The following is a 26,609-nucleotide window of genomic DNA, read 5'->3' on the forward strand; positions in this document are numbered from 1 at the left end:
ATGGTTTCGTACAAAACCGCCGGATTCTACAATACCAGACAAATACGCTCAGGTTAGTAGCACAAGCCGGCCACACAGCGCCGAACAGGGTGGCGATCACGTCGCTGCTGCCGCCACACAAATTCTGGAATTGAAGATGACCATCAGGGATGCCAGCCGAACCCGCTATCGAAACGCGATGTTTTTGGGATGCACGGCGCTTGTGAGCATGGCGCCCACCATTGCGTTCGCCCAAGAGGCCGATGATCCGGCAACGGTGACGATTTTGCCGACACTCGTGGTCAACGTGAGTGGCGTCGGAACCGACGATGATCGCAATTCGATCGTGGCGACGACCACCACCAGTGGTGGCAAGATTGCGGCGCCGCTGCTGGACACGCCCGCCTCGGTTTCGGTGATCACCGCCAAGGAAGTCCAGCAGCGTGACGCCCAGACGACCGAAGAAGTGATCCAATACACCGCCGGTGTCAGTACCGATTTCTATGGCTCGGACGACCGCTTCGACTTCTTCAAGATTCGCGGCTTTGACGCCTATACCTATCGCGATGGCCTGGTGATCGGCGCCCCCTTCGGCGGCATCCGCGAGGAGCCCTATGCTTTCGAGCGCATCGAAGTGCTCAAGGGCGCCAATTCGACGACATTCGGCGTTTCCGACCCCGGCGGCGCGGTCAATTACGTCACCAAGACGCCCAAGAATGAAAAGTTCGGAGAGGCCTATATCACCGGTGGTGCATTCGGCACGGCCGAGATCGGGGCCGATTTCGGCGACAATATCACCGTGGATGAGACGCTGTCCTACCGCCTCACCGGCAAGGTCCGGGTGGGCGATGGCGAATATGACTATTCGCGCGACGAGACGCAATTCATCATGGGCGGCCTGACCTGGCGCCCGACCGATGCAACCACCCTCACCGTCGTCTACGACCATTTGAGCAAGGAAGGTGTGCCCGGCAGCGGCGGCCATCCCGTGGGCAGCGACTTCGACCGGGACGTCTTTTTCGGCGAACCGGACTACAATTTCCGGGGCGTCGACCGGGATACGCTCAGCGTAATGCTCAGCCACGATGTCGGCTATGGCCTGAGCTTCAGTTCCAACGCGCGCTACAGCAATACTGCCAGCGATTTCGGCTATGCTTATATTTCAGCCACGCCGACCGATGGCTCGACGCTGGCCAGCCGCGCCTTTTTCGGCAATGAATCCACCCACGAAAACTTCGTCATCGACGGACGCGTTCAATATGACGCCAGTTGGGGCATGGTGGACAGCACTACCCTGATCGGCCTCGAGCACAATTCCAGCCATGCCACCAACAAGACCTACTGGGGTCCGGCGCCCAGCATCGATTGGCTGAACCCGGTCTATAGTGGCGCACCGGGCTCGGTGCCGCTGATCGGCAGCACGACCAACGATCAAAGGACCAATGCCGCCTATATGCAGCAGGACCTGACCTTTGACCGGCTGACCGCGACCATCGGGCTGCGCAATGACTGGATGGATATCGACCAGACCAACAATCTGACCGGCGCGTTGACGGCGGCCGAATTCAGCGAGTTCACCAAGCGTGGCGCCCTGACCTACAAGCTCACCGACGAGCTTGCCGCCTATGTGAGCTATGCCGAATCCGCTGTTCCCGCATCGCTGTCGGTCGAGCCCGAGCGTGGCGAGCAGTGGGAAGCCGGCATCAAATACCAGCCCGATGCGTTCCCTGCCCTGTTCAGCGCCGCCGTCTATGACCTGACCAAGAACAATATGACCCGCACCAATCCTGCCACCCTGATGCAGGAAACCATTGGCGAGGTGCGCGTGCGCGGTATCGATCTGGAAGCCAAGGCGGAGGTGATGGAAAATCTGAGCCTCACCGTCGCCTATTCCTACATGCTGTCCGACATTGTCGAGAATGGCACCGGCGGCAATGAGGGCAATGAATTGTCCTTCGTGCCCAACCACATTGCTTCGCTGTGGGTGGATTACACCCTGCCCAGCAATGGCGTTATCGGGGACATGACCTTCGGGCTCGGTGCGCGCTATTCCGGCTCGTATTTCTTCAACGACACCAATACGCAATCGGCCGGCAGCAGCATCGTGTTCGACGCCGCCTTCAACTACAAGGTGCAGGACAACACCACGCTGCAGCTCAATGTCAGCAATATCTTTGACGAAAAGCATGTGGCTTATGGCGGGTTCGGCGCCGATTTCTACAACCCCGGCCGTACCGTAACGGCTACTTTGCGCCAGACCTGGTAAATGCCTGTCCCACCCGCCGTCCGCGCGGGTGGGACAATTTTGGGCCTAGCGCGTTTGAATGCGGCGCCATGCCGCTGGGGTTTCGCCCGCCACGTGGCGGAACACCTTGGTCAGGTGCGCCTGATCGGAAAAATCGAGCTGGGCTGCGATATTGGCCACGCTCAGATTGCTTTCCACCAACAGCTTCTTGGCCAGCTCAATGCGCTTTTCCAATTGCCATTGCAGCGGGGTCTTGCCCGTCGTTTGCTTGAAGACCGTACTGAACCAGCTTTCGGACAGGCCGACTGCGCCCGCCATTTCGGCCACGCTCAGCCGGCCATTGCTGCGAGCGTTGAGACGCGCCATCAGCTTGTTCATCTGGGCTTGGGTCAAGCGACCTTCGTTCTGTTCGCTCCGTTCACCCGGAATGTCGAGCAGGCCGGCAACAATGCTATTGGCAAGGCTTGCGGCGTAGATCGGGTGCCGTGATGGTTGCGAGATTTCGTCGACGAGTAGTTTGGCCAGCGTTTCAATCGCTTCGACATCCTGGATTTCCACCGGACTGCGCAGCGCCGCCAGCGCTGCGGACTTACCCAATGAAGGCGCCAGGAACCGCAATAACCGGTTCTTATGCATGTGTAGATTGAGATGAGTCACCCGATGGGTGGCCTCGATATTGGTCCACATGGGAACACCGGCGGGAATGAAGATCGCCCGGGTCATAGGCCGATATTGCCGGGAAAAATCACCGCTGTGGTTGGAAATTCGGACGCTGTCGGACACATCATTGAAGAAAATCATGATGCGCGGATCGTCCGCCAAATAGTAGCCCCGCGCGCCCGACTGGCAGTCAGCTTCCCAGAACGCGCCCATCAACCCATCAAGACAGCGCCATTTGACCGGCGCGACCACATTGATCCCCTCGGTGTGCCAAGTCATTGAGGGCCAGTAGTGCAAGGCTGATCCACCTCGGGTTTAGGCCGCGAGGTCGCAGCCGGCCTATCGAGCGGCCGGCAATCTGTACAGACACCGCTCAGTTAATCGGAGTCTAACTATCATCTTTTTTTGCAGGTGCAAAGGAGGCGGGGCAGTCCGCTGCCGCTCTCAAGCTACTGGAATTTCCCCGCGCCGGTGACCAGAGCGTCGCGTAGTGGCAGGTTGCTAGTATTGCGCAAGTCGAGATCAGCTTCGATGTGGTCGATATGGGTGAGCAGCAGCTTGCCGGCGCGTTCCCCGTCACCCTGTTCGAGAGCTGCCAGAATGTTGGCGTGGTCACCATGGCCGCAACTGGAGGCGCCGGAATTGCCATAGAGCGCGATGACCAGGGAGGAGCGTGCGATCAATTCCTCCATAAAACGCAAGAGGATGGCATTGCCCGCAACTTTGGCAAGCAGCAGGTGGAAGTCGCCGGAGGCATGGATTTCGGCGCGGCGAGCGGTGGGGCCACGTTGGTTGAGCAATTCGCTCTCGTGCTGCAGGCGTTCGCGAAATGCTGCGATTTCGCCGGACGTCATGCGCTGCGCGGCGGCGAGCGCCAGTCCCGGCTCGATCAAACGGCGGGAGGCAAAGACCTGACGAGCCTCTTCCGGCGTTGGATTGGCGACGAAGGCGCCACGATTGCGTTCGGTCTTGACCAGCCCCTCGAAAGCCAGCGCCTGGAGCGCTGCACGAACCACAGTACGGCTGACCTCGAACAGCGCGCCAACTTCGGCCTCGTTGAGCTTGGTGCCAGGCGCCAGCCGGCGATCGACAATTGCGTCGCGCAGGTGATCGCGAATTATCATGGCGCGGTCCTCGACAAGAGGCGGCGCGACAAAACTCTGGTCTGCAAGCGTCATAGCTCACTCATAGGCAGAATCGAAGGGCAGCGAAAGCAAAAATCGCACACGAGCACCACAAGGATTGCATACAATTTTGGCGCATCGTGCGAACGCATGCCCACAAATGATGCAGACACCAGCATTGCTTATAAATCACACAATTGCGATGAACCAAGATAAACCAATGCTGGCAGCAGGTTAATAGCTCGCTCACCAACTGGCACGGCAGATGCATATAAGGCCCCGATAATTGGGGATGCTCATGTCCAAGGCTGCCGAAATCGACATCGCTTCCGTTTCCAAGATTTATGGAAAGACGACGGCAGTCGATGCCATCAGCCTCAAGATTCCGGCTGGCAGCTATTGCTGCCTGCTGGGACCGTCGGGCTGCGGCAAGACCTCGACGCTGCGCATGATTGCCGGGCACGAAAGCGTATCGGTGGGCGACATCGTGCTGGGCAAGACTGTGGTGACGCATCTGCCGCCGGCCAAGCGTGGAACGGCAATGATGTTCCAGTCTTACGCGCTGTTTCCTCATCTCGACCTGATCGACAATGTAGCCTTCAGCCTCAAAATGGCCGGGGTCGACAAGGTCACGCGCCGGACCAAGGCGCTCGACATGCTCAAGCTGATGCAGATGGACGCCTATGCCAGCCGCAAGCCGGCGCAACTGTCGGGCGGCCAACAGCAGCGCGTGGCTCTGGCGCGTGCGCTCATCACCGACCCCGAAGCCCTGCTGCTGGACGAGCCGCTCTCGGCGCTCGATCCCTTCCTCAAGATCCGTATGCGCGCCGAGCTCAAGAAGCTGCAGAAGCAGCTCGGCATCACTTTCGTGCACGTGACCCATAGCCAGGAAGAGGCCATGGCGCTGGCCGACATTATCGTGGTGATGAGCGAAGGCCGCATCGAGCAGGCTGCGAGCCCCCGCGAAGTGTTCGAGCGCCCCGCAACGGCATTCGTGGCCCGCTTCATGGGCGACCATAACGTCATATCCGGCAAGGTGGTGAATTCCGCCGACGGCCTTGTGACCTTCGAGATCGTTGGCGGCGGTACCTTCTCGGCCGCGGGCAAGCCGCGTACGCCAGGCGCCGATGTCGATGCCGCAGTGCGCACCGACCACGTCAGGATCGGCGAAAGCCCGATCAAGGGCCTTGGCTTCACCGGCATCGTCTCCAATCTCGAATATCGCGGCGGCACGATAAAGCTGACCATCGAAGGCGCCGGCATCGCCGAATTCACCGCCATCGTCACCGACAAGGCCTTCTACGCGGCGCCAGTCGCGGTGGGCGATGCGGTGCCCCTCCATTGGGATATCGAGGACGCCATCGTCCTCGGCGCGCCCAATCCATGACCACAAACCAGCAAACAGGGACGTTCAGGCTATGACAGAGACTGCCAAGAAGACCGGCATTTCCCGCCGCAACTTGCTCAAGACCGGCGCTGCCGCCATGGCCGGTACGGCTCTCGGCACCGGAGCCATCACCGGCTTTCCCACTATCTGGGCACAGAATCCGATCACCCTGCGCCAGTTCGGCACGGGTGTGAGCAACCTCAATGCCATCGCTGAAAAGTGCAAGGAAGACCTGGGCATCACGCTGGAGATGACGGCGACGGATTCCGACGCGGCGGCCCAGCGCGCCGTTACCCAGCCTGACAGCTACGACATCGCCGATATCGAATACTGGATTCTCAAGAAGGTTTTCCCGGCGGGCGTGATCCAGCCGATGGATACCAGCAGGCTGACCTATTACGACAAGATCGTGCCGCTGTTCAAAACCGGCAAACTGCTACCCGACAGCGTCATCGCCCAAGGCACCGCGCCCCACACCGTGGGCTATGTCGATGCCCCCGACAGCAAGACCTTCGCCAAGGGCGAAACCGGTTGGTTCACCATGGTGCCGACCATCTACAACGCCGATACCCTGGGCATCCGTCCGGACCTGGTCGGGCGTGATATCACCACCTGGGCCGATATCATGGACCCGGCCTTCAAGGGCAAGACCGCCATTATCAACGTGCCCTCGATCGGCATCATGGATGCGGCCATGATCATGGAAGCCATGGGCAATATCACCTATGGCGACAAGGGCAACATGACCACGGCCGAAATCGATGCGACCATCGATTTCCTGATCAAGGCCAAGCAGGATGGCCAGTTCCGCGCCTTCTGGAAGAGCTTCGATGAATCGGTGAACCTGATGAGTTCGGGCGAAGTGGTGATCCAGTCCATGTGGTCGCCGGCCGTTGCAGCCGTGCGCTCCAAGGGCATCGCCTGCACCTATCAGCCGCTCAAGGAAGGCTATCGCTCCTGGGGTGGTGGCCTGGGCCTTGCCGCGCATCTGCAAGGCGCGCAGCTCGACGCCGCCTATGAATATATCAACTGGTACACGTCCGGTTGGGTCGGCGGCTATCTCAACCGCCAGGGCTATTATTCAGCGGCCATGGAAACGGCCAAGGAATATATGTCGGCGGACGAATGGGGCTACTGGATCGAGGGCAAGGCCGCCACGGGCGATATCCTGGCGCCCGATGGGACCGTGATGGAGAAGGCCGGTGCCATTCGCGATGGTGGCTCATTCGAAGAGCGCATGGGCAAGGTCGCCTGTTGGAACTCGGTGATGGACGAAGACCGCTACATGGTCCGCCGCTGGAACGAGTTCATCGTGGCCTGATGACGGCGAGGGGGCCGGTGAGGCCCCCTCATCCGGCGCTTCGCGCCACCTTCTCCCACAAGGGGAGAAGGGGAGTTCGTTGAGCTCTCCGTGGTCCCTTCTCCCCTTGTGGGAGAATGTGCCCGAAGGGCGGATGAGGGGGCTGCAGATGTCAGGGACAAGCCAATGAACAACCTTCTGAGCCGCGCCACGCCCTACCTGCAGGCGGCGCCGCTGCTTCTCATTCTCGGCTTCTTCCTCGCCATCCCGATCCTGCTGCTGCTGATCGTCAGCTTCTGGGACTACGACTTTGCCGGCATGTACCCCGATTTCATGACGCTCAACTATGCCGAGACGCTCGGGAGTTGGGTCACCTGGAAAACCTACGGCAATACGTTGAAATTCGCAGCCATGGTCTGGGCGATCACCGCTTTTGTCGGTTTCTGGGTCGCCTACTTCCTGGCCTTTCATGTGCGGACGGCGACCATGCAGATGGTGCTATTCCTGGTCTGCACCGTCCCCTTCCTCACGTCCAACATCATCCGCATGATCTCGTGGATTCCCGTGCTTGGCCGCAACGGGTTGATCAATTCCGGGCTGGTCGGGGCCGGCGTCATCGATCAGCCGATCGAATGGTTGCTCTATTCCGATTTCGCGGTGATCCTGGCCATGGTCCATCTCTATACGCTGTTCATGGTGACGCCCATTTTCAACACCATGATGCGCATCGACAAATCGCTGATCGAGGCGGCGCGCGACGGTGGCGCCAAGGATTGGCAGATCATCTGGAATGTCATCCTGCCGCTAGCCAAGCCCGGCATCGCCATTGGCACAATCTTCGTGGTGACGCTGGTCATGGCCGACTTTTCGACGGTTCAGGTCATGTCGGGCGGCCAGTCCGCCTCGGTAGCGCTGATGATGCGCAACCAGATGAGCCTGCTGCAATATCCAGCCGCCGCGGCAAATGCCATCGTGCTGCTCGTGCTGGTGCTGTTCATGGTGGCGGGCATCCTGCGCATCGTCGATATCAGGAAGGAACTCTGAGATGGGCAGCGAGAAACGCACCCCCGGATTCTATATGCTGGCAGCTCTCTTCATACTGTTCGTGCTGTTCCTCTATGGTCCGCTTTCCGCCGTGTTCATCCTCAGCTTCCAGGGGCCGCAGGGCGGGCTGACCTTTCCGCTCAATGGCGTCTCCCTCCGTTGGTTCCAGAACCTGTTCGAGACCCAGGCCGTCGGCAATTTCGGCGCCAGCTTTGGCCGCTCGCTGGCGCTGGGCCTGATGGTGATGATCGCAACAGTGCTGGTATCGCTGCTCGCCGGGCTTGCCTTCCGCCGCAAATTCCTTGGTGCGTCGCCGCTGTTCTATCTTACGGTCGCCAGCCTCGTCGTGCCCTCGATCATTGTGTCGCTCGGCATAGGCGTTCTGTTCCAGCAGATCGGCATCCAGCCCAACTGGTTCAGTTCGGGTTTCGGCGCCCATCTCACCTGGACGCTGCCGTTTGGCGTGCTGATCATGTTCGCCGTGTTCAACCGCTTTTCGTCCGCCTACGAGGAGGCAGCGCGCGACCTCGGGGCCTCGTCATGGCAGACCTTCTATCATGTGGTTCTCCCCATGATCGCCCCCAGCCTGATCGGCGTTGGCCTCTTCGGCTTTTCGCTGAGCTATGACGAATTCGCCCGCACGCTGATGACCTCGGGCAGTTCCAACACCCTGCCGCTCGAAATCTACGGCATGACCACCAATGTCACGACGCCCGTGCTCTATGCCTTGGGCACGGTGACGACACTGTTCTCATTCCTCGTCATCCTGGTCACGCTCGGCACCATCCTGTGGGTCAATCGCCGGCGGGCTCAATCATGAACCGCATCGCCGTCATCAACCCCAACACCACCGCCAGCATGACGGCGACCATCGCCCATGCCGCGCGGCTGGTGGCGGCGCCAACCACCGAGGTCGTTCCGGTGACCTCGAGCATGGGCCCGGTGTCGATCGAAGGCTATTATGACGAAGCCTTCGCCCTGCCCGGCCTGTTGCGCGAGATCGGCAGGGCCGAGCGCGAAGGCGCCGCCGCGGCGGTGATTGCCTGCTTCGACGATACTGGGCTCGATGCTGCCCGTGCCATGGTGCGTATACCGGTAGTCGGTATCTGCGAGGCGGCACTGGCGACAGCCGCCTTCATCGCCAAGCGTTTCACCGTGGTGACGACGATGGAGCGCTCGCTCGTGCCGATCGAGGAACTGGCGCATCGTTATGGCATGACTGGCCGTGCCCGCATTCGCGCTGCCAATATCGCGGTGCTCTCGCTTGAAGACCCCAATTCAGGTGCCCGTGACCAGCTGCGCAGCGAAATCGTTCGCGCCATTGCCGAGGACAATGCCGAAGCCATCGTGCTGGGCTGCGCCGGCATGGCGGACCTCGCCAAAACCCTGAGCCGGGAATTCGGGCTGCCAGTCATCGATGGCGTTGGCGCAGCGGTGAAACAGGCCGAGGCCTTGGTGGCGCTGGGGTTGACGACCAGCAAACGCGGCGCCTATGCCGCGCCTCTGGTCAAGCGCTATGATGGCGCGCTAGCCGAGTTTGCTCCCGCATGAACCGGACCATTCGCACGCTGACATTGGCAGAAATCCAGCACCTGCTGGATTGGGCGGCCGCCGAAGGCTGGAATCCCGGGCTTGACGATGCGCAGCCTTTCCACGCCGCCGATCCCGGTGGGTTTTTCGGCGCCTTTGTCGGCGAGCAGATGGTCGCCGGCATCTCCGCTGTCGCCTATGACGCCCATTTTGGTTTCATCGGTCTTTATATCTGCCATCCCGACTGGCGCGGACAGGGTCACGGCAAGGCCGTGTGGGATACTGCCATGGCCCACCTTGGCTCCCGCACCGTAGGGCTCGATGGGGTAGCTGAGCAGCAAGCCAATTACGCAAGCATGGGTTTCGTGCCGGTCTATGAAACCATCCGCATGAGCGGAACATTGCCCGACCGCCCCGCCCATCTCCAAAGCCCCTCGCCCGGATATCTCAACGAGATCCGCGAATTGGACCGCCTATGCTTCCCCGCCCCACGCGATGCCTTTTTGCGGCATTGGCTCGCCCCACCGCGCCATAGCCTTGTGCACCGAACCGGCGGCACGATCGACGGCTACGCCGTGCGCCGTCCGTGCCGCGAGGGCTCCAAGATCGGCCCTCTCTTCGCCCATACGATGCATGCTGCCACCAACATCCTGACCGCCCAATCCGGCACCATCCATATCGACGTCCCGGCCTTCCAGACTGAATGGCTCTCAAACTTATCGAGGCTTGGCTTCCGGAAGGGTTTCACAACGCGCCGCATGTACAGGGGCAAGCCACCTTCTATGCACATGCCCGCTGTCTTCGGCATCTCCAGCCTCGAACTCGGCTGACCAAAGGCGCTAGGCTGTTTCCGCGAGGCGGCCCGTCTGATCGCGGGGGACAAATCATGGCCAATGTGCCCGCGCAATTCACCCGACCCGCATTATTGCGAGCGGCCCTCATGGCGGCCAGCCAGCCTCAGCGCTGGATATGCCCGCCATCGGCAATGATGGTCTGACCGGACATGATCCTGGCGTCGTCGGAGGCGAGCCAGAGGGCGAGGCGGGCTATATCCTCGGGGGCAACCAATTGCTGGATCGCCTGGCGGCCCAGCGTTTCGCGGATATAGGCGGGATCATTTGCCGAAGCCTGGCTCCGCTCGGTAAGCGTGCGCCCGGGCGCAATGCACATGACGCGGATTCCATATGGGCCAAGGTCGCGAGAGAGGCATTGAGTGAAGCCGCCGATGGCCGCCTTGGCCGTGCCATAGGCGATGAGCCCGGCAGCCCCTTGCATCCAGGAGGTCGATCCCAGGTTGATAATGGTGCCGCCCCCCGATTGCTTCATGTCCGGCGTGACGGCCTGGGCCGCAAATGCCAGATGCCGCAGATTTACGGCCATGCGATCATCCCAGTAGCCGGGCGTCACCGTTTCGAAATCGTGGCGCTCGTCGTGGCCGGCATTGTTGATCAGAATTTGGATCGGCCCAAGTTGCTGGCGCAGCGTCGATATGGCGGCGATAAGAGCCGGGATATCGGCTACATCGGCGCCGGTTGCTGCAGCGGTTCCGCCTGTGGCCACGATCGCGTCACGCGCTGCCTCGGCGCCCTCGACGTTGCGGTCGATAATGCCGACAAGGGCGCCATGCCGGGCAAAGGCCAAAGCCATGGCTTTGCCGATACCCGCTGCTCCACCCGTGACGATGACCGGCTTGCCGGCAAGGCTATGATAGCTGTTCTCCCGGCTCATCCGGCAAAGGCCCCGCCCCGCTGGCCGCGCACGCCCGGATCGAAGGCGAAAAGGCCGCCCGATAGGGGTGCTTCCACCAGCATGCGCTCGGCGAGGCGGATGCGCCCGGAGGTGATGTAGAGACGGTCGAGATTGGGGCCCCCAAAGGCGCAGCTCGATGGGCGCGGCACGGGCACGCCGACGACACGATCAAGCCGTCCATCGGGTGCGTAGCGGCGCACCGCCCAGCCGTCCCAGACAGCCACCCAGAGATAGCCTTCGGCATCGACACTCATGCCATCCGGCTTGCCCTCGGAGGGCGGGATCTGCACGACGACGCGGCGATTGGCTATGGTGCCGGCAGCAAGATCGAAGTCATAGGCGAAGATGCAGCCCAGCGCGGAATCGGCGAAGTACATGATCTTGTCGTCGGGGCTCCAGCCCATGCCGTTGGAGACGGTGAAGCCGGTATCGACGCGGCGCCAGCTGGCATCGGGTTCGATGCAGTAAAGGCTCCCCGACGGTCCCGAGGCGTCGAGCGCCATGCTGCCCGCCCAGAACCGGCCACGCCGGTCGCACTTGGCGTCGTTGAACCGGTTGGTGGCAATGTCGGCCTCCGGATCAACCACTGGGGTCAGCGCGCCGCTGGCGATATCGAGCAGTTCCAGCCCGTTCTGCGTCATGACGGCATGCCCGCCACCCAGGCGCGGCGCGATGGAGGTGACCATGCGCGACATCTTGGTGGTGGTATTATTCCCATTGGCGGGATCGAAGGCGTGGACGCTGGGCGACAGGATATCGAGCCACAACAATTTGCCGTCCTGCTCGCTCCAGGTCGGCCCTTCGCCCAGATGAGCCGCGACCGGCAGCACACATTCGGCATTGGCGTGAACCAGCGCGCGCGGGCGCTCGGGCGCAGTGATGCTCATGGCGGTGGCTCCGACATTGCCAGAAATGCGGCGTGCGGCCTCCATCAGATCGCGGCCGATAATGTGCAGGCGATCGATCGGCAGCCGCTCGCGCGGGCCGGAGACGCCGATGGCCGCAATGGGCTCATGGCGGTGATCGAGTACGGGGGCGGCGACCGAGACGACGCCAGCCACATGCTCCTCGATCGAAAGCGCATAGCCGCGGGCCCGGGTCAGCGCCAGGTCGGTCAGCAGTTCGGCCTCGTTGCCCGGCACCTTGGCCGGGTCATTGGAGGCGCGCAGTTCGGCGATCAGCTCGCGCTGCCGATGCGGCGTCAGGAAGCCCAGCAGGGCCTTGCCCCCCGCAGTGCAATGCAGCGGCGCGCGCCGGCCGACCTCGATGCGGAAGCCGAAGGCATCGGCGGATAGCCTCCGATCGATATAAAGGATCGAGCCGTTTTCCAGCTCGCAGAGCGACACGGTTTCGCTGGTCATGTCGGCCAGCCGATCCAGCTCTGGCGCCGCAGCGCCGCGCAGGTCGAATTCATCCCACACTTTGTGGGCCAGTTCGAACAGGCGCGGTCCCAGCCGATAGGTCTGGTCGGCCTCGTTGAAGCGGATCAGCCGGAATTCCAGCAAGGCCTCAAGAATGCGGTGCAGCGTCCCCTTGGGAAAGCCCGTGAGCTTGATCAACTGGGTGAAGCGCTGCGGCCGGTCCACTTCGCCAAGCAGGTCGAGAACGTAGAGACCCTTGCCGAGCGCCGAGGTGCCCTGGGGCATCTCGTGCTCGCCGATGCGCTTGAGTTCTATTGCCATGCTGATCCCGCTACTTGATGGCTTCTTCTGTAGCCGGATCGAACAGGTGTATGGAAGTGTTTGGCTTGATCGCCAACCGTACCTGCCTGCCGATCAGCGACTGGTCCACATCGTAGAGCCGGGCAATCAGTGTGCCCGAGGCACGGCCCTCGTGCTCATGCTCGCCCGCCACCGGGATTGCAACCTGATGGCCCGGCAGGCGGAAATGCACATAGGCCTCGCTGCCCAGGCTTTCCACCAGCATGGGTTCGACTTCGAGTGCCGCCTCATTGGGCGCGGCAAGCCCCAGCGCTTCCGGGCGAATGCCGCAGATGACGCTTCTGCCGATATAGGCCGAAGCGGCATGCGCCACTGCGCCTTCAGGTCGCAATTGCAGGCCACCAGCCTCGATGAAGACGCCCTTGTCGTCGCGCGCCAGGGTGCCGGTGATGAAGTTCATCGAGGGCGATCCGATGAAACCGGCCACGAAGATATTGTTGGGTCGATTGAACAGCTCATCGGGGGTGCCGATCTGCTGCACCACGCCACGCCGCATGATGACGATGCGGTCTGCCATGGTCATGGCTTCGGTCTGGTCATGCGTCACATAGATGGTGGTGACGCCGATGCGACGCTGCAGGGCGGTGATCTCGGCGCGCATCTGCACGCGCAGGGCAGCGTCGAGATTGGACAATGGCTCATCCATCAGGAAGACGCGCGGCTCGCGGACGATGGCCCGGCCCAGCGCGACACGCTGGCGCTGCCCACCCGAGAGGGCCTTGGGACGCCGGTCGAGCAGGTCGGTGATTTCCAGCGCCTGCGCGGCACGCTCGACGCGGGCATTGATCTCGGCCTTGTCGGTATTCCGCATCTTGAGGCCGAAGCCGATATTCTGGCGGACGGTCAGGTGCGGATAGAGCGCATAATTCTGAAACACCATGGCGATGTCGCGCTTACCGGGAGCAAGCTCGGTTACGTCCTCGCCGCCGATGATGATGCGGCCGCCGCTGGCGGCTTCGAGCCCGGCGAGGATTTTGAGCGCGGTCGACTTGCCGCAACCCGAGGGTCCGACAAAAACCACGAACTCGCCATCATTGATTTGGAGGGACATGTCCTTGAGGGCATTGAAAGCACCGAAGGACTTGCTGAGATTTTGAATCTGAATGTCGGCCATGGGTCTATTTCCCCGAGCCAGCGGTCAGGCCGCCGACGAGATAGCGTTGCAGGAACAGGTAGGCGAGCATGATGGGCAGGGCCGCCAGGAGTGACGCCGCCATGATGACGTTCCAGTCGGTCTGGTATTCGCCCTTGAAGGTGGCAATGCCGATATTGGCCGTCCAATTGTGCGTGGCACTGGCCAGGAAAGTGCGGGCATAGAGATAGTCGGCCCAGGACAGCACGAAGCCATAGAGCGCTGTAGCGGCGAGGCCGGGCGCCGAGACCGGCAGAATGACCCGGAACAACGCCCCCCAGGGCGTGCAGCCATCGACCTGTGCCGCCTGTTCGAGCTCCTGCGGGATGGAGTCGAAATAGCCCTTCAGCATCCAGGTGGCGAAGGGGACGATGGCAGTGGCATGGGCGATGATCAGCGACCAGAGCGAGCCCATCAGCCCCAGGCTGCGGAAAATGCCGAACAGGGGAATGATCAGCATGGTCGCGGGCAGCATCTTGCTCATCAGGATGAACAGCCCGACCGCCTCGCCGCCCTTCATCGTGTAGCGCGACAGGCTATAGGCGGCCAGCACCGAGACCAGCAGCGAAATCGCGGTGGAGACGATGGCGACCAAGGCCGAGTTGAACAGCCAGCGCGGCATGTCGGTGTTGAAAATCAGGTTGGTATAGGTGCTCCATTGCGGATTGGCCGGCCAGAATTGGGGCGGAAAGCTGCGCAGCGCGCTGGCCGGCGCCAGCGAGGTGATGATCATCCAGTAGATAGGAAACAGCAGGAAGCCGCAGACCACGATGACCGTGGCATAGAGCAGGATGGACTGGAGCAGAGTGCGTTTCATCGCGGCGCCTCCTAATAGATCGCGTGACTGGTCTTTTTGACCAGGAAGGCGCTGATGACGGCGCAGATCAGCAGGGTGACCACGCCGATGGACGAAGCGTAACCCATGCGGAAGAAGGAGAAGGCTTCCTCATAGGTCATGATCGCCAGTGTCTCGGTGGCACCGACAGGTCCGCCGCCGGTCAGCACATAGATGATCGAGAAATCGCGGAATACCCAGAGCACGGTGAGCACCAGCGTGACACCCAGCACGGGGGCCAAGCACGGCACGGTGATCCAGATGAAGCGCTGGAACACATTGGCGCCATCGACCTTGGCCGCCTGGTAGAATTCCTCGGGGATGGACTGCAACCCGGCCAGGATCATGATCGAAATGAACGGATAGCCCTTCCACACCATGACCATGGTAACGGCGGAAAAGGCACTGCCGGGGGAGGAGAACCAGCTGACCTGTCCACCGATCAGACCGGCCTTGAGCAGCAGCCAATTGAGCACGCCGAAGGAGGCATCCAGAATCCACACCCAGGTGACCACAGCGACGACTTCCGGCACTGCCCAGGGCAAGGCAATCAGCATGCGCGCAAAGCTGCGGCCGCGGAATTGCTGATTGACCAGCAGAGCCGTGCCCATGCCAACACAAAGAGAGATGCTGGTGACGACCAGCAGGAGCATGCAGGTGGTGCGAATGGCGTTCCAGAATTCGGGCGAGGAAAACAACCGCTGGTAATTCTTGAGCGTATAATCGTCGGCGCCGAACGACAGCGTGGCGAACTTGACGTCGTGGAAGCTGAGATCGATCGCCAGCAGCATCGGATAGACCAGAATGGCCAGGATCAGCAAAGCGGCCGGCGCCAGCAGCAGATAGCCGAGCTTGTTGGCATGGCGAGGGCTCGCCAGGTCGATCCCGAACAATCCATGCGAGCGCCGCACGATTGGGGCCGCTGGCCGTGATTGGCTGAACTCGCTCATGATCTCACCATTTTCCTAGCGATATCGATGCCGGCCCAGTGAGTGTCCACCGCACCGGCGAAGTGATTATTGCAGGGCAAGAAAGCGCTCCTGCAACGTGGCTGCTGTGTCGGCCGCAGAACGGTCCTCGATCAGCATGCGCTGGATTTCTTCGCGCACGATGGCCGCGATTTCGTTGTAGTGGGTCTCAAGGCCCACCGGGACGCGATCGACACCGGCGGCGGCGGCCTTGTTCATGGCTTCGACGACGAGGCCATATTCCGGCGATGAATCCAGCACGGCCTGCGTAACCGAACCCGGACGCGGCGCCGGTGCACCGACGATTTCGGAGAACAGCTCCTGCATTTCTTGCGACGTCGCGACGGCAATGAAGTCCCAGACAAGTTGCTTTTTCTCATCGGAGAGTTCGGCCGGCATGGTCAGCACTGCCGAGGCGCCGCCAACCGGCGGATCGAACGGCGATGGCACGAGCTTGAGCGATGGTTTGATCTCGTCGGAAGCGGTCGTCTCGATCACGCCAGCCAAGCCAGGATTTTCGATGCGCATTGCCACCTTGCCTTCGACGAAGAGTTGCCTCGCATCGCCGCCGGTTGTATCGGCGGGCACCAGCCCCTCCTTGATCAACGTTGTCCAATGCTCAATGGCGGTGATCATTTCGGGCGTGTCCATCGCCGGAACGCCCTCCGGCGTCGTCCAGCTGGCGCCGGCGTGGAGCACAAAATTGAGCATGTCGTTGAGGTAATTATTACCCGCTGCCAAATGCAGGCCCGTGCCATAGACGTCGGTAATGCCGTCGCCGTCCGTGTCCTGCGTCAGCTTGCGGGCCGCGTCGATAAACTCGTCCCAATTGGTCGGCACGGGCACACCGGCAGCGTCGAGAAGCGCCTGGTTCACGCCCATGATGTAGCCGAAATACTGCATGTTGATGCAGCGCGTGGTGCCGTCCCAGGTGCAGAGCCCCTGCCCGGCCCAGCCATTGAGATCGAGACCGGCCTTGTCGATCCAGGGGCCCAGATCTTCCAGCCAGCCGTTTTCGGCAAAGGGCTGATATTCGAACGAGGCCAGATGGACGATGTCGGGCGCTGCGCCCGCCGCGAACTGGGTCATCATCGTATCGGCGAATTCCTGCCGGGCGATCTGCGTCGCCTCGATCGTATCGCCGGGATGAGTCTCCTCGAACTTGGCGATCACCGCTTCCCACCAGGGGCCGTAGGTGTCCTCGGTCAATTGCCAGGTCACAAAGGTCAGCGTTTCGGCTGTTGCAGGCGCGACCGAACTCATCAGCGCCCCGAGCAGCAGGCCGGGCAAGGCATATCTCCGCATCGTTTCCTCCTCGAAATCTGCGGGTGATGGATGAGGCCGCCCCATATCGGGGCGACCTCCATGCGCCTGCTATTGCAGGGCTTCGGCCTTTTGCTGGATCACGGCCACGACGTCTTCGGTCGGCAGCTTTTCGATCAGCATGCGCTGCAGCTCTTCCGCCGCCATCTTGGTGAACTCGTTGTTCTGCGCTTCGAGCCCGGTGGGAATGCGGTCGACACCGGCGGCCGAAGCAGCGGCGGAAGCATCGATCAGCAATTGCATATGCGGCACCGCCTTGAAGGCGGCTTCACTCACCGCGCCAGGCTTGGGAGCCGGCGAGGCGCCAAGTTCGGAATAAAGCTCCTGGAACTTCTGGCTGGTGGCGAGTTGGATGAACTCCCAGGCCAGTTCCTGCTTTTCGGCCGGGGTTTCGGACGCCAGCGTCAAAACGTTGGAGGAGCCACCGAGCGGGGGCGACAGCGGATCGGCAGCGAACTTGAGGTTCTCCTGGATCCCGGGTTCGGCGCGCTGCACGAAGCCGTTGATCCATGGCCCGTTGATGCGCATGGCGACCTTGCCTTCCATGAACAATTGGTCGGTATCGCCGCCCACCATGCCGAGCGGGGTCAGCTCTTCCTCCACCAGCATGCGCCAGCGGTTGATGCCTTCGATGACTTCGGGCGTGTTGATGGTTACCTTGCCCTCGGCATTGGTCCAGCGTCCGCCAGCCGACAGCACATACATCAGCACGTCATTGGTATAGCTGGAATTGGCGGTGGCGAGATGGACGCCGGTGCCGTAGACATCCTTGATACCATCATTATCGCGGTCGATCGTGGTGGCGCGGGCAGCGGCCAGGAACTCGTCCCAGTTGGTGGGAACGGCAATCCCGGCCTCGTTCAACAAGGCTTCGTTATAGGCCAGGATATAGCCGAAATAGAGCATCATGATGCACTGGGTCTTGCCATCCCAGGTGCAGGCGCCCTGGCCGGCCCAGCCGGTCAGGTCCATGCCGGATTTCTCGATCCAGGGATCCAGGTCTTCCAGCCACCCGTTTTCAGCAAAGGTCTGATATTCGAACGACGTCAGGTGCACGATATCGGGCGGGGCACCGGCCGCGAACTGGGTGATCATGGCGTCGCTATAGCCATCGCGCGGCACCAGGGTGAAATCGATTTTGACGTCGGGGTGGGTGGCCTCGAATTCCTTGATCAGCAGATCCCACCAATCGCCATAGCCTTTTTCGCCCTTTTGCCAGGAAACGAAACTGAGCGTGGTCTGGGCGGCGGCGACGCCCGGCAGCAGAATGGTGCCAGCCAGCAACAGGCTGGCCAAGGTCTTGGTAAGTTTGCTGGTAAGTTTCATGACGTTCCTCCCGATTGTCATTGTTACTTGTGCATGATGGCGATGGCCTCGGCCGATGGTTCGGCGCCGATGCCGGGTGCGTCAGGGACGATGTAGCGTCCCTCCTTCACTTCGAGGGCAGTGGTGATGTAGGGCGCGTTGCGCGCCATCACCGAGTGCTGGAATTCGTGGGCGCGGACATTCTGCAGCACCGCGCTGGCCTGCAGGCTCGCCGCAAGGAATATGCCGGTGCCGATAGTGGCGTGTGGAATGACCGCACGGTGATGCGCCGCCGCAAACAAGCCCATGCGGTGGAACGCGGTGATGCCGACATGGCCCATTTCAGGCTGGATGATGGCCAGCGGCCCGGCCTCAAGCCGGCGGCGCACGTCGAATACCGTGCGCCATTCCTCGCCGGCGGCGATCAGCGCTGGAGCATGTTCGGCCGCCCGGGCAATGCCCTCGATGTCCTCGGGTTTACAGACCGCTTCGAGAAACCAGGGATTGTACGGCAGGCACTGGTGCGCCAGCGCAATGGTCTCGACATCAGACAGCGTCCAGTGCAGGTCCGCGGCAATCATGGCCGTTGGCCCCAGCGCTTCGCGCAACGAGCGGAACTCGGCGACCACGCCGTCATCGGCATGGGGTGAGGCAAACTTGAACTGATTGAAGCCCTTGTCCTGCCAGCTCCTGGCAAAGGCGGCGCGCTCGGCCAGCGAAGGCCCGGGAATGCCCGACACATAGGCGGGAATTTCGGCGTGGCGGACGCCGCCCAGCAGCTTGGCGACCGGGGCGTTGCGCAGCTTGCCGCAGATGTCCCAAAGGGCAATATCCACCGCCGCCAGGGCATCGTGGTAATAGCCGCCATCATGGCCGCGCACACGCATCAGGTCATAGAGATCTTCATAGATCACCGTGACATCGAATGGGTCGCGGCCAATGACAAAACCAGAAAGCAGATCATCGATGATCGCCATCACCGCGGCCGGCGCTACGATGCCATAGGTCTCACCCCAACCCACCGTACCATCCACCGTTTCGATGCGGCAGATCACCGTGCGATCCTTGATCGGGTAGACCGTACGGTTGCCGCCGCGAACGAAATATCCGGCCGCATTAGTGGCCTCGCCCGGCTTGGGGCCGCCCAGATAGGGCTCATCCTGGCGGGCGATCTGGATGGTGAAACTTTCGACGGATTTGATGCGGCTGGTCATCTTGCCTCTCCCACAGCGCGTAGCGTCTCTGCCGGCACTACTGTCAGCAGATCGGCAATCTCTGCCAGCATCATGTCGATTTCCGCACGGCCCTGCGCATCAAATGCCGGCAGCGGCGCGCGAACTGTGGCGGAGGTAAAAACGCCCCGGCGCACCAGCACTTCCTTGGTCAGCGCCATCCGATAGATCATCTGCACCAAAAGGATCGGCAGCGACCGGATATAGAGCTCGCGCGCCCGCTCGATGTGCCCGTCCGTAAAGGCCCGGAACAGGTCCGCATGCAGATCGGCGATCTCGACGGCGGGCATCAGCGCAACGGCGCCGCGCTGTAACTCGTCAAGCACGTAACGCGAGCCGCCACCACCCATGACGCCCGCGAGCCGATCACCCGTGGCTTCAATCAGCGCCGTGATACGCGGCCCCGATGGCAGGGTTTCTTCCTTGACATAGCGGATGGCGGGCACGGCCTTGACCACTTCGGCAATCGTGGCCACCGGCAGGCCGGAGCCAACTGGAGCGGGTGCATTCTGCAGGATCAGGTCGAGCCCGCCGTCCGCCGCAACCGCCGAGAAGAAGGCGATGAGCGCAGCGAGATCGCTCCCGACGCTGGCGGGGGCCATCACCATGGCGGCGCTGGCGCCTGCGGCCTTGCCGCTCCGGCAGAAGGCTATCACCTCCGCAGGGGTCGCAGCGCTGGCGCCGACGATGAAGGGTTTGCGGCCCGCCAGCGTCCTGCCCACCACCTCCACGAGCATCTGCCGCTCATCTGCGCCCAGGTAATCGAACTCGCTCGCCACCCCCGGGAACACGACACCATCCGCGCCGGCGTCAAGCGCAAAAGCCGTCACACGCGCCATGGCGGCCGGGTCGACCCCGCCTTCGGCGGCAAACGGCGTTGGCAGAACTGGCAATACCCCGAGCAGCATATCTGGCGATCCTCCTTTAGTTCCATTATATGGAACCTTCTTCTTTTATGTGGAACAACATACATGAGCTGTGCTAGCGGTCAAGGGCGACCCGCGCGGTCCACTGTCCCCATGCAAGGAGTGACCATGCTGATCGGTGTAGAATGGACGTCATCGAGTTTTAGCGCGGAACTGATCGATAATGGCGGCACGGTTCTGGCGCAGACACATCACCCAGTGGGAACCAACGCGGTCGCCGACCGCGATTTTGCGGCGCGCTGTGCGGAACTGCTGCCCGCTGGCTGGCTCAGACAAGCCGAGGCGGTCTATTTTTCGGGCATGGTGACGGCCCGCAATGGCTGGCGCGAAACCGGCTTCGTGCCGGCCCCCGCCGGGTTTGCCGACCTTGCCGGCGCGGCGACCATTGTGCAGGGCGAGACTATCCCGCACATCTTCCTGCCCGGAATATCGGCCGCGGGCGCGCTGCCCGATGTGATGCGAGGCGAAGAACTCAAGGCACTTGCGGCTGGCGACGGCATGGCCAGCGCGGTGGTGATCCTGCCAGGCGCGCACACGAAATATGTAGCTATCAAGGACGGTCGCATCACTGGCCTGGCGACCTATATGGGCGGCGAAATAGCCAATCTGTTGCGCAAGGATTCGCTCGTCGGCCGGCTCATTCCGCCCGTGGCCACCATTGACGGCACCGGGTTCGAGCGCGGCCTGCGCACGTCATGGCTCGGCGACCTGCCGGGCGGCCCGCTGCGCCGTATTTTTTCCGCGCGCAGTCTCGTGCTCTTCGATCGTATGCCACCAGGCGAAATCAGCGGCTATATTGCGGGCCTCCTGGCCGGCGCGGAAATCGCCGAAGCCCAGGCCGAATGGCCGTTGCAGGAGGCATCTGTTCTGGTCGTGGGCGCCAGCCCGGAAGCGCTGCGATATCAGAGAGCGCTCGAACTTCGCGGCATCGCCGCACAATCAGTGGCCGCCGCCACCGCCCCAAGTTTTGCGCGGCTGCACGCAAAACTTGCAAGCCGGCTGCCCTGATCTGGGGAAGTAATGCGGCGGCGCCCTTTCAGGCGTTCTTCGCGACATCTTCGGGCCAAAATTCCTCGTTCAGTGCAACTCGCGGCGCAGTTGCGAACGTTTCAACTATGTGGCTAAGATACATATCGTTGGAAGCTATCGCCGCAGATGAAGCAGAGGCCCGGCAATTCTCAAGGATTGCTGCTCCACTATTGATCCAGATAGCTCACCCCCAGAATGGTAGTTTCAAGATGCGGTACCTCTACACAACACTGGGGAAGATGCGGGCCGAACAGCTCGGCATGATTCTGCCGCACGAGCATGTTTTCGTCGATCTGCGAACGCCAGACCAGCCTGGTTATGCCCAGGCCGAAACTGAGGCAGTGCTGGCCCTGATGGTTCCGCAGATCGAGGCCATCAAGGCGCTGGGCGTGACCGCGCTGGTCGAGTGCTCAACTGGCGGGGTCGGACGGCGGGCCGATATCGATCTTGCCGTCAGCCGGGCCACAGGCTTTCCGATCGTCGTTCCCACCGGCAATTATCGTGAACCCTGGATTCCTGCATGGGTGCACGACGCCAGTGAAACCGCGCTTCATGATTGGATGCTGTCCGAACTACGGGACGGGATCGAAGCAACCGGCATGCTCGCCGGCTGGATCAAGATCAGCGCGGGTGATGACGGCATCACTGACCTCGAGAAACGGATATTGCGCGCCGCCACCCGCGCCTCGACAATAACCGGCGCCCTGATCGGCAGCCATACCATCCGCGGCCGGGTGGTGATGGACCAACTCGATATTATCGAAGCCGAAGGCGGCTCACCCAGCCGCTTCGTGTCCATCCACACCCAGGCTGAACCCGACTTTTCGCTGCACCGCGAAATTGCCGCGCGCGGCGCCTGGATCGAATATGACAATGTCGGTGCCGTTCCGGTTAGCGACAGCGCCGACCTGATCCTGCGAGCCCTCGAAGCCGGTCTCGGCGACCAATTGCTGATCAGCCACGACCGCGGCTGGTTCGATCCCGCGCTGCCGAATGGCGGCGTACCAAAGCCTTATACCGTGGTCAGCACCGAACTCATTCCCTTGCTGGCCGACCGTGGACTATCGCAGGAAATGATTGTCCAACTCACCCACCACAATCCGTTCAAAGCCTTCTCGCGGCCCTGAATTGAAGCAGGGCATGGCGGCCTGCGGCGCAACTAGCGTCCCACCCTTTCGGTCCCAGCGTCTTCCGTGCGATTTTCTTTGGGCGGCCTATACCCAAAGTTCCGCCTCCTTTAGCAGGGTCACCACCTCCCCGTCCGAAACCTGGCTGAAATCGGCGTAGTGCAAACCGACCGCGCGAAAGGGTTCTGGTGTCGTCAGGCAAACGATATCGTCGACCTCCGGCTTCAGCGCTTCGATAACGTCCAATGGCGCTGTGGGGACCGCCAGAATCAGTCGGGCGGCGGCACCAGTCCTTTTCAGCCCCTTCAGCGCCGCCGTCATAGTGACACCGGTGGCAATGCCATCATCCACCACGATCACGGTGCGCTTCACGAGCGGGATCGGGGGGCGCGAACCAAGATAAACCTTGCGCCGCCGCTCAAGTTCCTTGAGTTCGTCATGAGCCTGACGTTCCACATAGCCGGCTGGCGGGTTCACCAATCGCATGATCTCGTCGTTGAGAACGATTTGAGGGGCATTGCCATCGATCACCGCGCCCAGGCCATATTCCTCGTGCCCAGGTGCACCGATCTTGCGCACCAGCACCAGGTCCAGCGGCGCGTGCAATGCGCGGGCGATCTCGACGGCAACCGGCACGCCCCCACGCGGCAGGGCCAAGACCAGCGGGTGTTCGGGATTCAACGCCGCAACCGCCTTGGCGAGCTGTCGCCCTGCGTCCTGCCGATCGGCAAATAGTGGGGAGCGCGTGATCATGGATCGCGTCCCGGATAGTGCCGAAACCGGTCACCCTCATTGCCGGGTAACCGCGAGTCGCTGGCGAAGTGTGTGTCGCGTGCCAGACGAAAATACTCGCCTCGGCGCTGGATGCCTGTCCCGTCGTAGAGTTCGCAGGCCACCGCCTCAGCCGGTCTGGGTGTGCTGGCCTCCTGGCTCGGAAATATTGCTCAGGGCAGCACTGGCCTGCGCCGCATGCTCAACGGCCAGATCGCCAAGCGAGACGATACCAACCAGACGCTTGCCACGATTCAATACGGGCAAGCGGCGAACCTGAATGCCGCCCATATTGGCGGCCACGTCCTCGATCGCTTCGTCCTCGAAGCAATATTTGACATCCGCACTCATCACCTCGCCCACCCTGGTCTGCGGCGGCTTTCCTTGCGCCACCGCGCGTACGGCAATGTCGCGATCGGTAATCATGCCAACGAGCCGATCATTCTCGCCAACCGGGATAGCTCCAGCATCGACTTCGCCCATCATTGCTGCGGCGTGTTCAATCGTGTCGTTGGGAGCCGCTATGCGAACGTCGCGTGTCATCAGTTCACTGACCAGCATTTCAAGTCTCCTTCGGGAATGGAACAGGTGCGACCGCTGCAAGGCCGCGTTGGCATCACCTGTTTGCCTAGCGGCAACGTGTATCTTGCTCGCTCGTTCCCCAAAAACAGCAAACCCGGTCTGGTGCGGACCAATGCCGTGAGGCGATGGCGCCTTCAAATTTCTCCGCGACGCCGGGACTCAGGCGAGTGCGTGCCTGGGCGGGTGGCCAGCCAGATGACGTGGCGAGAGCCTCGGCTCTTGCCATTGGCCCGGATCCGCTCTTCCTCGACCGTAAAGCCTGCGCGCTGCAGGCGCTGGGTGAAGGCCCGGTCGGGTGCGGAGGCCCAAATTGCCAGCACACCGCCCGGGCGTAGCGCAGCACTGGCGGCTTTCAGGCCGCTCATGCTGTAGAGTGCGTCATTGGTCTCGACAGTCAATCCATCGGGGCCGTTGTCCACGTCGAGCAGGATGGCGTCGTAGCGCGCCTTGGCCGAATTGATCAATCGGCGCACGTCGACGACCTTTATGCCGACACGCGGATCGCCAAGGCAATCGCCGAAAATGGGGGCCATTGGCCCTTTCGCCCAGGCTACGACCGCAGGCATCAGTTCGGAAACGGTGATGGTAGCCGTTTTGGGGAACTCGGCGAGCGCCGCACGCAGGGTGAAGCCCATACCAAGCCCGCCGATCAACACGTGGGCATCCGGCCGGTCACTGATCCGCGCCCTTGCCAACCCGGCCATGGCTTCTTCGGACCCGCTGAGGCGACTATTCATCAAGGCAATCGTGCCCAGCATGATGGAGAATTCATCGGCGCGCTGGATCAGGCGGATGTCACCGCGGCCATCGGGCAGCGGAACGGTATCGATCAGGACCCAGGGGTTCACGGCAACTCTCTCGGCAATTTATGGATTACCTATCCAGCGTGTGCCGGCGCAGCGCAAGGGCGGTAGCGCCGCGCGCGACCTAACCGACCTATTATTTGCCGCGGCGTTCGGAGTGGTGGCGCGCCATTGCCCGGATCAATTGCTCATTGTCGAGCGGTGCGCCCAACCGGTCATCCGCTTCTCCAGCCACGCCATGAGCGCATACATGGCAATGCCCTCGATCGCGAGCATCAGGAGCCCTGCAAACACCAGCGGCACGTTGAAATTGGATTGGGCAGACGCCATCATATTGCCCAATCCATTGTTGGAGGCCACGGTTTCACTGACCACCGAGCCGACAAAGGCCAGCGTGATTGCCACCTTCAGTGAACCGAAGAAATACGGCATTGAGCGCGGAATGCCGACCTTGAGCATGATGTCCAGCTTCTTTGCCCCCAACGCCCGCAGGACGTCCTCGGTCTCCGGCTCGATCGTGGCCAGGCCCGTGGCGACATTGACGACAATGGGAAAGAACGAGATCAGGAAAGCCGTCAGCACTGCCGGTACAGTGCCGATGCCGAACCAGATGACCAGGATCGGGACCAGTGCCACTTTGGGAATTGCATTGAATCCGATCATGATCGGATAAAGCCCGGCATAAATCGTCTTGGACCAGCCGATGAACAGCCCTATCCCCAGCCCCGCAATGACGGCGATGAGGAAGCCCAGTACCGTGGTGTAAAGCGTCTGCAGCGAGTTCTTCCAGATCGGCGACCAATATTGCGCGATCGCTTCGAATACCCGGCTTGGCGTCGGAAAAATCGTATGCGGCAGGCCCGAGATCCTAACCCCGACTTCCCAGATCACGAACAGGCCGATCGTGTAGAGCAGCGGCGCCAGGCGAAGCCAGTTGATCCTGAACGCGGCACGCGGTGGCGGCGGGGCCGATACGGCGGTGACGGTTTCGAGATTGGTCATGCTGCAACCCTCGCGATGGCAATCTCGCCATGCAGCGCCTGCACCATTTCGTTGAATGCCGGCCGATAGAGAATGTCGAGCTGCCGTGGCCGCTCGAACGGCACGACATGTTCGGAAATAACCCGACCCGGACGCGCACTCATCACCACAACCTTGTCGGCCAGGAACACAGACTCCCGCAGGTCATGGGTGACCAGAACGATGGTGACGTCCTGGCTGGCATGCAGATCCCGGATCACGCACCACAGTTCTTCGCGGGTGAATGCGTCAAGCGCGCCGAATGGCTCGTCCAGCATCAGCAGTTCAGGCTCATGGATCAGCGCCCGGCAAAGATTGGCGCGCTGCTGCATGCCGCCGGAAAGCTGCCAGGGAAACTTGTCGCCAAAGCCCTTGAGACCCACCGTTTCCAGCAGCGCTTCCGCCTTCTCGACATATTCCTTCTTGTGCGCCCGCAGACGATGGCGGTGCCGCTCCACGATCTCGAGCGGCAGCAGGATATTCTCCAGCGTCGTGCGCCAGGGCAGCATGGTCGGGTTCTGGAACGCCATGCCAACGATCGAGACCGGCTTGCTCACTTCCTGACCGGCAACGATCACGGTGCCGCTTTGCGGAATGTGCAGGCCGGTCGTCAGCTTCATCAACGTGGACTTGCCGCAGCCGGACGGCCCCACTACGGCAACAAACTCCCCGCGCTCGATCCTCAGGTTAAGGCCGCTCACAGCCAGCGTCCCGCTCGGCCCGCCATAACGCATGTCGACATTTTCGATGGAAACCAAAGGCATGGCGGTTCCGCTATTGTAGAGAACTTCGATACCACGCGGCGCCGTTCCTCCCT

24 protein-coding genes and 1 pseudogene are annotated in these 26,609 nt (G+C 61.8%); 9 read left to right on the forward strand and 16 right to left on the reverse strand.

Annotated elements, in window-relative coordinates; all coding sequences use genetic code 11:
- The first annotated feature begins 136 nt into the window (after positions 1-136).
- Positions 137-2,245 carry a TonB-dependent siderophore receptor gene (locus FF80_RS06540; protein ID WP_035098788.1) on the forward strand — a complete coding sequence of 703 codons (2,109 nt, stop codon included), beginning with the start codon at positions 137-139 and terminating at the stop codon, positions 2,243-2,245.
- A gap of 45 nt (positions 2,246-2,290) precedes the next feature.
- Here the strand turns inward: FF80_RS06540 and FF80_RS06545 are convergent, their stop codons facing one another.
- Together FF80_RS06545 and FF80_RS06550 are read right to left on the reverse strand one after the other, a co-directional pair.
- Positions 2,291-3,181: an AraC family transcriptional regulator gene (locus tag FF80_RS06545; protein WP_152558290.1), complete on the reverse strand. Its 891-nt coding sequence runs from the start codon at positions 3,179-3,181 to the stop codon at positions 2,291-2,293.
- A 152-nt stretch (positions 3,182-3,333) separates the two neighbouring features.
- Positions 3,334-4,062, reverse strand: a complete 729-nt coding sequence (locus tag FF80_RS06550) for a GntR family transcriptional regulator (protein ID WP_035098790.1) — start codon at positions 4,060-4,062, stop codon at positions 3,334-3,336.
- 244 nt (positions 4,063-4,306) lie between these two features.
- Between FF80_RS06550 and FF80_RS06555 the strand changes: the two genes are divergently transcribed.
- The 6 genes and pseudogenes from FF80_RS06555 to FF80_RS06580 all read left to right on the forward strand — a co-directional run bounded on the left by FF80_RS06555 (position 4,307) and on the right by FF80_RS06580 (position 10,099).
- Entirely contained in the window at positions 4,307-5,395 is a 1,089-nt protein-coding gene (locus tag FF80_RS06555) for an ABC transporter ATP-binding protein (protein WP_035098852.1), read from the forward strand.
- Between the two features lie 31 nt (positions 5,396-5,426).
- On the forward strand, positions 5,427-6,716 hold the full coding sequence (locus FF80_RS06560) for a PotD/PotF family extracellular solute-binding protein (RefSeq protein WP_035098792.1): 1,290 nt from the start codon (positions 5,427-5,429) through the stop codon (positions 6,714-6,716).
- 195 nt (positions 6,717-6,911) lie between these two features.
- A pseudogene (locus FF80_RS06565) lies at positions 6,912-7,739 on the forward strand (ABC transporter permease); the annotation flags it as partial.
- A 1-nt stretch (position 7,740) separates the two neighbouring features.
- A complete protein-coding gene (locus tag FF80_RS06570; RefSeq protein ID WP_035098794.1) occupies positions 7,741-8,559 on the forward strand; it encodes an ABC transporter permease in 819 nt (272 codons plus the stop codon).
- Positions 8,556-9,290 (forward strand): aspartate/glutamate racemase family protein, encoded by a 735-nt coding sequence (locus FF80_RS06575; RefSeq protein ID WP_035098795.1) that lies wholly within the window; start codon positions 8,556-8,558, stop codon positions 9,288-9,290. Before FF80_RS06570 ends, FF80_RS06575 begins: the two co-directional genes overlap by 4 nt.
- Positions 9,287-10,099: a GNAT family N-acetyltransferase gene (locus FF80_RS06580; RefSeq protein WP_035098797.1), complete on the forward strand. Its 813-nt coding sequence runs from the start codon at positions 9,287-9,289 to the stop codon at positions 10,097-10,099. The genes FF80_RS06575 and FF80_RS06580 overlap by 4 nt, the downstream gene beginning before the upstream one ends.
- 127 nt (positions 10,100-10,226) lie before the next feature.
- On the opposite strand, the gene FF80_RS06585 is transcribed toward FF80_RS06580, so the two are convergent.
- From FF80_RS06585 to FF80_RS06625, 9 genes are all read right to left on the reverse strand, one after another.
- Positions 10,227-10,997, reverse strand: coding sequence for an SDR family oxidoreductase (locus FF80_RS06585; RefSeq protein ID WP_035098798.1), 771 nt, complete (start codon positions 10,995-10,997; stop codon positions 10,227-10,229).
- Positions 10,994-12,700, reverse strand: coding sequence for an SMP-30/gluconolactonase/LRE family protein (locus FF80_RS06590; protein WP_035098799.1), 1,707 nt, complete (start codon positions 12,698-12,700; stop codon positions 10,994-10,996). The genes FF80_RS06585 and FF80_RS06590 overlap by 4 nt, the downstream gene beginning before the upstream one ends.
- A 10-nt stretch (positions 12,701-12,710) precedes the next feature.
- On the reverse strand, positions 12,711-13,853 hold the full coding sequence (gene ugpC, locus FF80_RS06595; RefSeq protein ID WP_035098800.1) for a sn-glycerol-3-phosphate ABC transporter ATP-binding protein UgpC: 1,143 nt from the start codon (positions 13,851-13,853) through the stop codon (positions 12,711-12,713).
- Between the two features lie 4 nt (positions 13,854-13,857).
- On the reverse strand, positions 13,858-14,688 hold the full coding sequence (locus FF80_RS06600) for a carbohydrate ABC transporter permease (RefSeq protein ID WP_035098802.1): 831 nt from the start codon (positions 14,686-14,688) through the stop codon (positions 13,858-13,860).
- A gap of 11 nt (positions 14,689-14,699) precedes the next feature.
- Positions 14,700-15,656, reverse strand: a complete 957-nt coding sequence (locus FF80_RS06605) for a sugar ABC transporter permease (protein ID WP_081917299.1) — start codon at positions 15,654-15,656, stop codon at positions 14,700-14,702.
- A gap of 66 nt (positions 15,657-15,722) precedes the next feature.
- Positions 15,723-16,979 (reverse strand): sugar ABC transporter substrate-binding protein, encoded by a 1,257-nt coding sequence (locus tag FF80_RS06610; protein WP_035098803.1) that lies wholly within the window; start codon positions 16,977-16,979, stop codon positions 15,723-15,725.
- Between the two features lie 69 nt (positions 16,980-17,048).
- Positions 17,049-18,323, reverse strand: coding sequence for a sugar ABC transporter substrate-binding protein (locus FF80_RS06615; RefSeq protein WP_035098805.1), 1,275 nt, complete (start codon positions 18,321-18,323; stop codon positions 17,049-17,051).
- A 23-nt stretch (positions 18,324-18,346) separates the two neighbouring features.
- Entirely contained in the window at positions 18,347-19,516 is a 1,170-nt protein-coding gene (locus tag FF80_RS06620) for a mandelate racemase/muconate lactonizing enzyme family protein (RefSeq protein ID WP_035098807.1), read from the reverse strand.
- Positions 19,513-20,442: a dihydrodipicolinate synthase family protein gene (locus FF80_RS06625; RefSeq protein WP_035098809.1), complete on the reverse strand. Its 930-nt coding sequence runs from the start codon at positions 20,440-20,442 to the stop codon at positions 19,513-19,515. The genes FF80_RS06620 and FF80_RS06625 overlap by 4 nt, the downstream gene beginning before the upstream one ends.
- 126 nt (positions 20,443-20,568) lie before the next feature.
- Here FF80_RS06625 and FF80_RS06630 point away from each other — a divergent pair, with 126 nt between their 5' ends.
- The gene (locus tag FF80_RS06630) at positions 20,569-21,468 is read left to right on the forward strand and encodes a 2-dehydro-3-deoxygalactonokinase (protein WP_035098811.1); all 900 of its coding nucleotides are present in this window, start codon (positions 20,569-20,571) and stop codon (positions 21,466-21,468) included.
- Between the two features lie 230 nt (positions 21,469-21,698).
- A complete protein-coding gene (locus FF80_RS06635; RefSeq protein ID WP_035098812.1) occupies positions 21,699-22,616 on the forward strand; it encodes an esterase in 918 nt (305 codons plus the stop codon).
- Between the two features lie 87 nt (positions 22,617-22,703).
- On the opposite strand, the gene FF80_RS06640 is transcribed toward FF80_RS06635, so the two are convergent.
- From FF80_RS06640 to FF80_RS06660, 5 genes are all read right to left on the reverse strand, one after another.
- Positions 22,704-23,369 carry a phosphoribosyltransferase gene (locus tag FF80_RS06640; RefSeq protein WP_035098813.1) on the reverse strand — a complete coding sequence of 222 codons (666 nt, stop codon included), beginning with the start codon at positions 23,367-23,369 and terminating at the stop codon, positions 22,704-22,706.
- 147 nt (positions 23,370-23,516) lie between these two features.
- Complete coding sequence (locus tag FF80_RS06645; protein ID WP_035098814.1) at positions 23,517-23,948, reverse strand: CBS domain-containing protein; 432 nt, start codon at positions 23,946-23,948, stop codon at positions 23,517-23,519.
- Positions 23,949-24,103: 155 nt separating this feature from the next.
- The gene (locus FF80_RS06650) at positions 24,104-24,817 is read right to left on the reverse strand and encodes an MnmC family methyltransferase (RefSeq protein WP_052153265.1); all 714 of its coding nucleotides are present in this window, start codon (positions 24,815-24,817) and stop codon (positions 24,104-24,106) included.
- Between the two features lie 135 nt (positions 24,818-24,952).
- Positions 24,953-25,774, reverse strand: a complete 822-nt coding sequence (locus FF80_RS06655; RefSeq protein WP_035098815.1) for an ABC transporter permease — start codon at positions 25,772-25,774, stop codon at positions 24,953-24,955.
- The gene (locus tag FF80_RS06660) at positions 25,771-26,526 is read right to left on the reverse strand and encodes an ABC transporter ATP-binding protein (RefSeq protein WP_035098857.1); all 756 of its coding nucleotides are present in this window, start codon (positions 26,524-26,526) and stop codon (positions 25,771-25,773) included. The genes FF80_RS06655 and FF80_RS06660 overlap by 4 nt, the downstream gene beginning before the upstream one ends.
- Between the last annotated feature and the right edge of the window lie 83 nt (positions 26,527-26,609).

This window comes from Devosia sp. LC5 (assembly GCF_000735585.1).
Classification (GTDB): Bacteria; Pseudomonadota; Alphaproteobacteria; order Rhizobiales; family Devosiaceae; genus Devosia.